Origin of the sequence: Pseudomonas sp. NY15356, assembly GCF_048068175.1 — a bacterium.
Classification (GTDB): domain Bacteria; phylum Pseudomonadota; class Gammaproteobacteria; order Pseudomonadales; family Pseudomonadaceae; genus Aquipseudomonas; species Aquipseudomonas putida_K.
This window is the reverse complement of record NZ_JBLUPW010000052.1, coordinates 1-11,385: the sequence shown is the minus strand read 5'-3', so window position 1 is coordinate 11,385 and position 11,385 is coordinate 1. Positions and strand designations below refer to the sequence as shown.

The window sequence follows — 11,385 nt, the reverse complement described above, 5'->3', positions numbered from 1 at the left end:
GGGGGCGCTCCGCGGCACACGGCCGCTCCTCCCGGGCCCGGGCTATACCTTGTCGGCGCGGCCTTGTCCCGCGAAAGGGCTGCAAGGCAGCCCCGGCTAGATAACCCGTGCCGGATGCTGCTGGCGTGGCTCACCCAGCATGGCCCGGTGCGATGGCGGCTGACGCCCGCCCGCCTCGGTGATGCCATAGCGCGGGGCGATCTCGGCGGTGATCAGCGTCTGCCCGCTGTAGTCGGCCAATTGCGGATCGTTGAGCAAGGCATGAATCACGCGCCCGTTGAACTGCGGCGTCTCGGCATTTTCCAGGAACGCCCGGTACTGCTCGCCATGCTGCTCGCCGGCGATGCGCGTGCGTTCGGTCAGTTGCGGGCCCAGCCACAGCGACACCGCGGCGACCCCTCGCCCTTCGAAGTCGATGGCCATGTCCGCCGCCAGCTTGTCGCTGCCGGCCTTCTGCGCACCATAGGCCGGACCGTGCATGTAGCAGCCGGCACCGAACGACGAGGTGAAGCACACCAGCGCGCACCCGCTGCGCAGCAGCAGGGGCGCCGCGTGGTAGCTGGCGACATAGGCCGAGCGCAGGCCGACATCGAGGATGCGCACCAGCGACAGGGGCTTTTCCCAGAACGGGCCCGGCTCGATCAACTGGTCGTGGATATGGGCGACGTTGTTCACCAGCAGGTCCAGCTTCCCGTATTCGCGGTCGATGCGCGCGAACAGCGCGCGGACCTGCTCATCGTCACCGTGATCGCAGGCCACGGCGATACCACGCCCGCCGGCTGCGTCGATAGCGGCGGCGGTGCCCTGCAGGTCGCCTTCCAACGCCTGGCCATAGAGGGTTGAACCGCCCTGCCCTTGCAGCCTTCCGGTGACATACACGGTCATGCCGGCCTCGCCCAGGGCCAGGGCGATACCGCGCCCGACCCCTCGGCTGGCGCCGGTTACCAGGGCAATCTGTGGCGTATCTGTCTGCATGCTTACCTCCCGGTGAGGGCCAGGGTCGATGGCCCCTGGCGTTGTTGGCTGTCGGCACGGATATGCTCGGCCGCCAGGTAACCAAAGGTCATGGCAGGGCCCAAGGTGGCACCGGCCCCAGGGTAGGTACGACCCATCATCGACGCGGCGCTGTTGCCGATGGCATACAGGCCCAGGATCGGCTTGCCATCCTCGTGCAACACCTGGGCATGGGCGTTGGTGAGCAGGCCGCCCTTGGTGCCGATGTCACCGGCATCCACCCGCACCGCGTAGAACGGCGCCTTGTGCAGCGGCGCCAGGCACGGGTTGGGTTGCACGCTGGGGTCGCCGTAGTAGCGGTCGAACAGCGACTCGCCCTTGCCGAAGTCATCGTCGCGGCCACAGGCAGCCATGGCGTTGAAGCGCGCCACGGTGCGGCCAAGGCCCGCACCGTCGACCCCGATCAGCGCCGCCAGGGCACCGAGATCGTCGGCCTTGTACAACACCTTGCGCAGGTGCTCGGGCAGGCGCCAGTCGGGTTGGGCATAACCTGGCAGCAACGGGCCGCAGGGGTACTTGCGCCGGTAGTCGGCATCGAACACCAGCCAGCACGGCACGCTGGTGGCGCCTTCGCGATTGTGCCGGTACATGGCGTAGACGATGTCGCTGTAGGGCGCCCCTTCGTTGACGAAACGCTCGCCGGCCGAATCGACCAGAATGCAGCCAGGCAGGTTGCGCTCGATGAACAGCGCGCGCTGTTTTTCCTCGCCCGGCACCTGCACCGTAGGCGCCCACCAGCTGTGCCCCATCAGTGCCGTACCCGCCCCTACGGCCTGGGCGGCGCGGATGCCATCGCCGGTGTTGCACGGTGGCGTTGCGCTCCACTGGGCCTGGGAGGGTTGCGGGTGGTACTGCGAGCGCATCGCCTGGTTACGCTCGAACCCGCCGGCGGCGATGATCACACCTTGGCGGGCCTTGATGTTCAGCCATTGCCCGTCACGCAGCACGCGGGCACCGCCGATACGTTCACCGACGATCAGCAATTGCTCGAGCGGGCAGTTCAGCCACAGCGGCACACCACGGTCGAGCAGGGAGCAGCGCAGGGCACCGACCAGGGCGTTGCCCAGGGTCAGGAAGCGGTCACGCCGCGACAGCTTGCGCCCTTCCCGGTCACGCCAGTAGCGCCACAGCACCTTGGCAGTCAGGCCCAGCCAGCCCTTGCCGCGGCATAGCAGCACTCGAGCTTCCTTCATGGTCATGGCCATGCGGCCCATCATCAGGGTGCCGGGCGATGGCGCGCGCATGCGCAGGAACTCCTCGCCCAGGGCGGCGGCGTCGAACGGCAGCGGGTCCATGGAGCGGTAGCCGGGCTTGCCGCCCGGCAGGTCGGGGTAGTAGTCGGTGTACTGGGCCTGGGCTTCGAAGCGCACGCGGGTGTCGCGTTCGAGGTACTCGACCATGTGCCTGGCATGCTCGACATAGGCCTCGATCCGCCCATCGTCGATCTCGCCGTGAGTGGCCGCCTTGAGGTAGGCCACCGCCTCGGCCGGGTAGTCTTCACCGCCCAGGACGCGGATGCGGTGGTTGTCGGGAATCCAGATACCGCCGCCGGACACAGCCGACGTACCACCGTACTGCTCGCTCTTCTCGATCACCAGCGTATCGAGGCCCAGGTCATGGGCACGTAGGGCGGCGGTCATGCCGCCGGCCCCCGACCCGATCACCAGCACATCGCAACATTCGTCCCACCTGATCATGCGGACCTCCCTCGGGGCAGACAACCACGGCCCACGCCGAAACGGCGGCCGGGCGTGGGCCTGGGGATTGTCCGGCGCCCCCTGTGACCCAGCATCGTCCAATGGGACTACCGGGTCATGGGCTGCCGCGCGTAGTCCACTTGGACGATGTTGCTGCCTGGGCGGCGTCCCATAGTCGGCCCTGCTCCACCTCCCAAAACCGGAACGTCGGTCGGGCAGGTAATGCCCGCGCATGAGGACGACAATGATAAAAACAACAATCGCCCCCCAACCCCTTAACACGTACGTGCGCCTTTCCCTGTTGCTGTTGGCCGGCGGCCTCAGCCAGCAGGCCAGTGCCTTGTCCTTCCAGCCCAGCGACGACCTGAGCGTGGACTGGGATACCACCCTGACCTACAGCCTTGCCTGGCGTACCGAGAAGCGCGACCACAAGCTGGTGGCCAACGCCGATGGCAACGACGGTGACAACGCATTCGACCGGGGCAGCCTGATCACCGACCGGGTGGGCTTCCTTACCGAGGCCAACCTGCACTGGCGCGAGAACTATGGCCTGTTCATGCGCGCCTCGGGCTTCTATGACCGCGTCTATGACCGTGGCAACGACAACGACACCGGTACCTCCAACTGCTTCGCCAGCGGCGTGTGCAGCCGCCCCGACCGTTTCTCCAAGGACACCATCGACCAGCATCGCGACGACCTGCGCCTGCTCGATGCCTATGCCTACGGCACCTGGGACATGGCCGGGCACAACCTGAACCTGCGCGTGGGCGACCAGGTGGTGAGCTGGGGTGAAAGCCTGTTCTACCCCGGCGTCTCCGGCGCGCAGAGCCCGGTGGATGCGACCAAGGCGACCACCCCGGGTGTGGAGGTCAAGGAAGTGCTGCTGCCGGTGGGCCAGGTCTTCGGCCAGCTGAGCCTCACCGACGAGTTGGATGTGGAGGCCTACTACCAGTACAAGTGGGAGAAGACCGACCTGTTCGGCGTGGGTAGCTACTTCTCCACCACCGACTTCATCGACCGCGGCGGCTACAGCGACGCCAGCGGCTTCGTCAAGCGCCTGAAGGACGACGAGCCCAGCGACAGCGGCCAGTACGGCCTGGCGCTGCGCTACAGCGCGGCCTCGCTGAACAACACCGAGTTCGGCCTGTACTACGTGCGCTACCACGACAAGACCCCGACCCTGGACTTCCAGAGCGACCTGGGCTTCTACCGCGCCCGCTATTTCGACAACATCGACCTGTACGGCGTGAGCTTCGCCACCGTGCTGGGCGACACCAGCCTGGCCGGGGAAGTGAGCTACCGCGATGGCCAGCCGGTGATGGTCGACAACGGCTTCTCCAGCGCCGTCAGGGCCGAGACCTTGCAGGCACAGGTGTCGGCGATCCATGTGTTCGGCCCCAGCGCCTTCGCCGACAACACCACCCTGACCGGCGAGCTGATCTACAACACCGTGCTCAACAACGACACCTCCGACCCGCTGACCCTGGCGCCCGGCTTCTCCCTGCCCGGCACCGACTCGCTGGTGGGCGACCGTGATGCCTGGGGCTACACGGTGCAGGTCAACCTTGACTACAACGACGTGTTCAGTGGCTGGGACATGTCGGTGCCGATCAACTTCAGCACCGCCGCCCAGCACGACAGCGCCCTGACCGGCTCGATCAACTACGGCCAGGGCGACGACCGCGCCAGCATCGGCACCACCTGGCGCTACCTCGGCAACTTCACGGTCGAGGCGCTGTACAGCGCGTACCTGGGCAATGCCAACAACTCGCCCTGGGCCGACCGCGACAACATCGCGCTCAACTTCAAGTACCGCTTCTAAAAGCCCTGACGGAGGATCACCGAAATGTCTGATCTCAAGCATCCCTGGTTGCGTACCACGCTCGCGATCGCCCTGCTCGGCAGCAGCCTGGCCTTGCAGGCCAATGTCAGTGGCACTGACGCCACGACCCTGGGTCCGGACCTGACACCGATGGGCGCCGAGCGTGCCGGCAACGCCGACGGCAGCATCCCAGCCTGGACCGGCAAATGGCGCGGCACACCGCCCCTGGTGAAGTTCGCCGGCCCCGGCACACCCTACCCGGACCCGTATGCCGACGAAAAGCCGCTGTTCGTCATCACCGCCCAGAACATGGAGCAGTACGCCGCCAACCTCACCGATGGCCAGAAGGCGCTGTTCAAGCGCTACCCGAACTCGTTCAAGATGCCGGTCTACCCCAGCCACCGGGATTTCCGCGTCGACCCACAGACCGAAGCGGCCATCGCCCGCAACGCCCAGACCGCCAAGCTCAGCAGCGATGGCAACGATGCCCTGGATGCCTTCGGCGCTTCGCCGTTCCCGGTGCCCAAGAACGGCAACGAGTTGATCCTCAACCACACCATGCAGGCGCGCGCGGTCACCGAGGAGGCCAACTACAACCAGGTGGTGGTATACGCCGACAACAACCGTGTGCTGGAGAAGGTCAACTACAAGATCTACTCACTGTGGTCGGACCCCAAGCAAAACGCGCAGAGCACCAACGGCGTGTTCACCGACTTCCTGCTCACCACGCTGGAGCCGGTGCGCAAGAAAGGCGAGATCGTGGTCGGCCATGAGTTCATCAACGCAGCCGCCCAGCCGCGCCAGGCCTGGCAGTACACCCCTGGCCAGCGCCGTGTACGCCGCGCGCCGACGGTGGGCTATGACTCCCCGACCGGCGCCGGTGGTTTCCGCGTCTATGACGAAGACCGCCTGTTCAACGGTGCGACCGACCGTTACGACTGGAAGATCGTCGGCAAGAAAGAGGTCTACATCCCCTACAACAACTACAAGATCGACAGCCCGAACGTGACCCAGGCCGAAATCATCAATGCCGCCGGCCACATCAACCCGGACCTGATGCGCTACGAGAAGCACCGTGTCTGGGTGCTGCAGGCAACCCTCAAGCCGAGCGCCCGACATATCTATGCCAAGCGCATGTTCTACATCGACGAGGACAGCTGGGCTGCGACCCTGGCGGACAACTACGACTCCCGTGGCCAGCTGTGGCGCACCAACATGCAGACTTCGGTGTATGCCTATGACATCCAGCGCTTCCATGCACGCCTGGGGCTGTACCACGACTTGATCGCAGGCTCCTATATGGTTGACCGCCTGCTCGACGACCAGAAGCCGGCCAAGCTCAACGCCAGCAACTTCGGGCCCGACGAGTTCACCCCGGGCAACCTGCGTAAGCTGGGTACGCGCTAAACCTCCCACGCCAAGCCCCCGGCCCAAAAAGCCGGGGGCTTTCTTTTATCTTGAGCGCCTCGGGCTGCGTTGCAGCCCTCCGGCAATTTCCAAGCGATCGCCCAACCGAATAAAAACGCCCCAGGCTTGCCGGCCCGGGGCGTTCTTGTTTCAAGGGCTTTACGCCCAAAGCCTGGCTCAACCGGGGTAACACGCCACCAACCGATCCGCCAGCTCAGGCAGTTGCTCCACGCCCAGCCGATTGATGCCAGCGGCACGAACCCGCCCACCACCGCCAGGGAACTGCCGGCAGAATGCATCGGCCGACCACACCGCACCTTCCGGCACCCGCAGGCTGAACATCCAATCGCCATCGGGCTTGGCACTCAACATCCCCAGTGCACGCCCAGGCGCGGCAGCGGCAAGGTCGTTGGCCAGCACGCCGCTGACCCGACGGGCCCACGCCTGTGCCGGCAGGCGGTACAGGCGCATGCCGGCTCCCTCGCGCCAAGGCGACAACCCCTGGGCGGCGGCCATGTCGGCCGCATAGCCTGCGCGCAACACCGCGAAACACTCGCTGCTGCGCACGAAGTCCAACGGGTCGGCATAGGGACGCAATTGCTCGGCCAGGAGTAGCGGTTCGACATGCAAATCGGCAAGGCTGTCGCCATAGGCGTTGTAATTGAGTAACCGGCCCAGCTCCGCCAGGGCCGCGACATCCGCCTCGACCAAGCCATGGCGCTCGGCCAGGGCCCTGGCCGGCCCCGGCATGTCATCGCCAAACGCCGCGACCACCGCCCAACGGTGCGCCCTGCCCTGCAACCAGGCATCGACCAGCAGGCTGGTGCACACGTGCGCGGCAGTGTCGATGTGCGCCTCGAAGGCTGGATGCTGGGGCAGTTCACCCGGATAGTGGTGGTCGAAGTAGCGCACCTGGGCACCATCGGCGAGCAGGCGCTGGACATCTTCGCGGTTCTGTTCGTGGGCAATGTCCAGTACGGTCACTCGGTCGCCAGGCCCGGCCTGGACCCGTCGCAGCAGTGCGATGTCGCGCTTGACCCCGCTGACCAGACGTACCGCCGGGTCGAGCTCACCGGCCAGGCGCAGTTGCTGCAGGGCGCACAGGCCGTCGGCGTCGCCATTGAAAGCACAATGATCGATCATGGCGTTGCCCTCAGTTCATCAGTTCGCCGCCATTGGCATCGAGCTGCGCACCGTTGATCGCGCTGGCGTAATCCGATGCCAGGAACAGCGCCGCACGGGCGCATTCATCGTCGGTACGCATGCGCCCACCGGGGATGCCCGCGCTGAACTCGGCCTTGGCCTGCGCCTCGCTGATGCCCCGGGCTTCGGCGCTCTGGCGCACCACGGCCTGTACCGGCTCGCCCCACATCCAGCCACAGGCCAGGGCGTTGACGCGGATGCCGTGTACCGCCTGTTCGCTGGCCAGGTAGCGCACGCTGGCAGCCAGCGCAGCCTTGGATGCCGAATAGGCGGCGCCACCCTGGTAGGGCTTGCGCACGCCCAGGGTGTTGATCATCACGATGGCGCCCTCGCCCTGTTCGCGCATGGCCGGCAACACCGCCCGCGACATGTTCAGCGAACCCAGCAGGTTGACCTCCAGGGCCTCGCGCAGCGGCCCATTGTCGGCCTCGTCCACAGCCTGGAAGCCGCCATGGGAAAAGGCGCTGTTGACCAGTGCATCGATGCGCCCGAACGCCTCCACGGCAGCCTTGGCGAACTGCGCACAGGCCTCGCTGTCGGTGATGTCGGTCGGCACACACAACACCTGGCACTCATGGCCCAAGGCGAGAATACGGGCGCGGGCCTGCTCCAGCCGCTCGGCGCTGCGGGCGCCGATGGCCAGGGCGCGAGCGCCTTGGCGCGCCGCCTCCAGGGCCAGCTTGATACCCAGGCCCGGGCCTATCCCGGAGATCATCACGACCTTGTCTTGCAATAGCATGGTGGGTTCCTTCTTGTTGTTGTGTCAGGCATTGGCCCGCAGGTGACGGGAACGGTATTCGGCGTAGTCGCGCTGCAGGATGGCCTCGCTCAGGCCAAAGCGCTCAGGGCTGTACTGGTGGCTGGCGCGCTTTTCGCGGCCATTGTCGGCCAGCCAACGAACGATCGCGTCACGTACCGTGGCGCTCAGCTGCAGGCCGGCGAACCGGTAGATGCGTTCGACCACCGCCAACGGCTGGCCCACGGTGTCCTCGAAATGGATATCCAGCACCCGTGCTTCGGGCAGGGTTTCGCGCACGGCCATGGCATGGCGCATGGCACGCGCCATGCGGCGGTTCCACTGCTCGCCTACGGCCTCGGCGTCGGCATGGTCGCTGTACAGCTGCCACAGGGTATGGATGAAACTGGCCAACGACGGGATGGTGCTGGCCGGCTCGCGGTGGGTGAGGATCACCTGGGCGCCGGGGAACACCTTGAACAAAAGCTCCAGGGCATGCAGGTGCTGCGGGCTCTTGAGCAAACAGCGCCGGCCTGGGGCGACGCCCCGCAGCCGCTGCTGCCATTGCAGGAACTGCAGGCAGCGTTTGAGGTAGTGGTAGACCTGGGTCTGGTCCTGACGGTCGAGCCAGGCGGTGTAGCTGGGCACGTTGACGTAGGAGTCCATGGCGCACAGGAAGCTGTGCTCCATCAGCATGAACTCTTCGTCGGCCTGCTCGGCGTCCAGCGGGTGGATGGCCAGCAACTGCGGCAGGAACTCGACCATCGACGCCACTTCGGTGCGCGCCTTCAGAATGCGTGCCTCGGGGCGGGCGGGGTCTTCGCCGGGCAGTGGCGCCGGGTAGCGGGTCTCCCACCACAGGGCCTTGTTGAACTGCGGGTCGACCGCCAGGGTACGTTGCAACAAGGTGGTGCCGGTGCGCGGCAGGCCGACGATCACCAAGGGGTCGTCGATGGGCTGCTCGAGGATCTGCGGGTAACGCGTGCAATGGTCTTCCACGACCAGGCGGTTGACCAGTTGCGCCAGCAACTTTTCACGCAGCATGCCGCGCCCGGCCACGGACAACCGGGCCTCGTGCTCCAGCGCTTCGGCCAGCACCGCCAGGCCTTCACGGAAGTGGCCCGGGCCAAAGTCCTGCAGGCCACCAGCACGGGCACTGGCCTCGGCCATCAGGCGCTCTGGGGCGAATTCACTGATCATCAGGCAAGCTCCTTGAGTGCATGCAGCTTCACGACACGGGTGGTGGGGTGTACCGGGGTTTTCGCGCCGACCCAGCGCAGGCACAGGGTGCCGTGGGGGTGGCCGGCGGTTTCCAGCCAGTTCGCAAGGCCCGGGTCGCGGGCGCTGAGCACCATGCGCAAACCGCCGTCGGCGTCCAGTTGCGCTGAATGTTTGTTCAGACAGATGCGGTGGTAGCGGTAGTCCAACGACTCCATCCAGTAGTTGTTGATCTGCAGGTTCCAGAAATCGCAATCGGGTACCTGCTCCACCTCGATCAGCAAAGCTTCGTCGTCGGCCAGGGCCCAGTAGGAGTGGTAGTAGAAGATGTTCGGGTCGCCGCCCACCGATTGGCACAGTGGCTGATCAGCCGGCGGCAGTTGGTTGGCATGGGCCTGGTAGCCCTGGGCCCAGTCAGCGAACAGGCGCGCGGTGTTCTCGACGAACGAGGCGGCGCGTTGCAGGCCTTGCTGCAGGAAGGCCGGTTCCAGGGGCGGTGGAGCCTGGTCGGCATCCAGGCGTTCGATACGCAGCTGTGCCGGTTGCTCGGTGGTGCGATCGAGGAAGGTCTGGCGCACGATCAGGGCGTTGCTTTCCGGCTCCAGGCGCAACCAATTGCCTGTGCCCTGCGGGTGCTGGCTGAGGATGATCTCGAAGTTGCCATCGGCGTCCAGCTGCAACTGGCTGGCATCAATGAAGCCGGTCTGGATCATCTTGCCGTTGGTTTCGTAGCCACCCTTCTGGGTCCCGAAGCTCAAATAGGCGACGCTGCCGCGCTGTCCGCTGACCCGATAGCGCTGGGCACCGTTCAGGCGAGCATAGCGGTACAGGTTATCCGGGTTGTCGGCGCCGATCTTGGCGGTTTCGTGGGAGGGGGTGATGAAGCCTGGGAAGTCCGGGTCGGCGAACTCCAGGTGCATTTCCAGGGCGATACGCAGCAGGCGCGTGAGGTAGCGAAAGCCCTCGGCACGGGTCTGCGCATCGGCAGGCGCCTCGGCGCGCAGGATCTGCTCGCCGCTGCGCCTTAACTGCTCGCAGAAATGGTTCCAGGTTGCGCCGCTGCATACCTGCTCGGTGGGGTCGATGGCCATGATGCTCTCCGTGGGGGCGGGATGCCGCCGGTGGGGAGACCATAGAAATCGCGACCATCGAGTACTACGTCCGAGCGGACTAAAATGTGCGGCCCGGAAAAATCATTACAAGGGGCCCGCATGACCATATAGATATGCGTTGGCCTGAACGCGGGCCTATAGGTCAGCGCCTGTTATCACGTGGAGCGCAATGCCTTGCCGTTCCTCATGTCAGCCGCTTGCTGGCCAGCGGCGACCATTGCCCCGCCGAAATTGAAAAGCGCCCCTATCACACGATCCTCGAGGGGAGATTCATCGAATAGCCAACCAAAACTCGACGAGAGGAACGCTGTTGCATTACTGATTTCACCCTTCTGAACTGCTCGCGTAAGTTGAACGTATTGATCGCGCTTGGTCGGGGAAATATCGCGGGCATCGTTACTCGCCAAATTATTATTGACCATGGCTACGGCGGACGTGAACGTTTCAAGTGCGCTATTGGAGTCAATCTGCAACGCGAGCTCATGACGGTTCGGCACTTCCTCGGGTCGCATCGGCCGAGATCCAGGTATCAGCGAGTTCATTGCGGTTTTGGCGAACCTGGACAGTAGTCCGCCCGCAGTGACGGGGTCGCTGGGTATCGACACGTCGCTACCATTACGCATGACAACGACAGGGGGGGCCTGAAGATCGGGTTGCTTGCCAGCGCTACTTGTTACGTTTCTGAAGCGCGACTGGCCTGGCTCAAGCGAGGTGGGGCGTACCGCGTCCGTTCTTTGCTCTGTGTTATCCAACGTTTTGGCAGTGTGAGGTGTTGGCAGAGACTTCTGGTAATCCAAGGCGTAGCGCCAGGGTCTGAAATTCGTAGTGGCGGGCTGTTGCACAGGCGGCTGCGGCGTCGCGCTTTGTTGACCATGATCGGGCCGCTGGTTCGTGTTCTTCTTCGTCAAGCCGCGCTCATCTATAAGAGTCGATGGGTTATTGCCCACCATCTTGAACAGATTCAACCCGTCCACCGTACCGGCCGGATCCGCGCTCAACCAGCGCCCCGCCCAAGGCTGGTAATAGCGATAGCCGTAGTAGTACAGGCCTGTGGCATCTCGCTCCTTGCCTGAATAGCGCACGGTCTTGTAACTCGCCTCGATTTCATTACGCGCAACCCATACCGCCGTGCCGCCAAAGGGGTAGTACTCTTCCTGGCTGATCAAGTTACCGGCA

9 protein-coding genes are annotated in these 11,385 nt (G+C 65.1%); 2 read left to right on the top strand and 7 right to left on the bottom strand.

Going from position 1 to position 11,385, the window contains the following annotated elements; translation table 11 throughout:
- Window positions 1–96: 96 nt before the first annotated feature.
- Entirely contained in the window at window positions 97–975 is an 879-nt protein-coding gene (locus tag ACNFCI_RS23695) for an SDR family NAD(P)-dependent oxidoreductase (protein WP_368829751.1), read from the bottom strand.
- A 2-nt stretch (window positions 976–977) separates the two neighbouring features.
- The gene (locus ACNFCI_RS23690; RefSeq protein ID WP_368829750.1) at window positions 978–2,711 is read right to left on the bottom strand and encodes an FAD-binding protein; all 1,734 of its coding nucleotides are present in this window, start codon (window positions 2,709–2,711) and stop codon (window positions 978–980) included.
- A gap of 244 nt (window positions 2,712–2,955) precedes the next feature.
- On the opposite strand from ACNFCI_RS23690, the gene ACNFCI_RS23685 reads away from it, so the two are divergent.
- Window positions 2,956–4,533 (top strand): DUF1302 domain-containing protein, encoded by a 1,578-nt coding sequence (locus ACNFCI_RS23685; protein ID WP_084857928.1) that lies wholly within the window; start codon window positions 2,956–2,958, stop codon window positions 4,531–4,533.
- A gap of 24 nt (window positions 4,534–4,557) precedes the next feature.
- Complete coding sequence (locus ACNFCI_RS23680; RefSeq protein WP_368829749.1) at window positions 4,558–5,940, top strand: DUF1329 domain-containing protein; 1,383 nt, start codon at window positions 4,558–4,560, stop codon at window positions 5,938–5,940.
- Between the two features lie 177 nt (window positions 5,941–6,117).
- Here the strand turns inward: ACNFCI_RS23680 and ACNFCI_RS23675 are convergent, their stop codons facing one another.
- The 5 genes from ACNFCI_RS23675 to ACNFCI_RS23655 form a co-directional block, all read right to left on the bottom strand.
- The gene (locus tag ACNFCI_RS23675; protein ID WP_368829748.1) at window positions 6,118–7,083 is read right to left on the bottom strand and encodes an acetyltransferase; all 966 of its coding nucleotides are present in this window, start codon (window positions 7,081–7,083) and stop codon (window positions 6,118–6,120) included.
- 10 nt (window positions 7,084–7,093) lie between these two features.
- Entirely contained in the window at window positions 7,094–7,882 is a 789-nt protein-coding gene (locus tag ACNFCI_RS23670) for an SDR family oxidoreductase (RefSeq protein WP_084857925.1), read from the bottom strand.
- 24 nt (window positions 7,883–7,906) lie between these two features.
- The gene (locus tag ACNFCI_RS23665) at window positions 7,907–9,079 is read right to left on the bottom strand and encodes a sulfotransferase family protein (RefSeq protein ID WP_416768373.1); all 1,173 of its coding nucleotides are present in this window, start codon (window positions 9,077–9,079) and stop codon (window positions 7,907–7,909) included.
- Entirely contained in the window at window positions 9,079–10,188 is a 1,110-nt protein-coding gene (locus ACNFCI_RS23660) for a DUF1214 domain-containing protein (protein WP_368829746.1), read from the bottom strand. Before ACNFCI_RS23660 ends, ACNFCI_RS23665 begins: the two co-directional genes overlap by 1 nt.
- Before the next feature lie 176 nt (window positions 10,189–10,364).
- The coding region (locus tag ACNFCI_RS23655; protein WP_416768371.1) for an RHS repeat-associated core domain-containing protein at window positions 10,365–11,385 on the bottom strand (1,021 nt) is incomplete at its 5' end.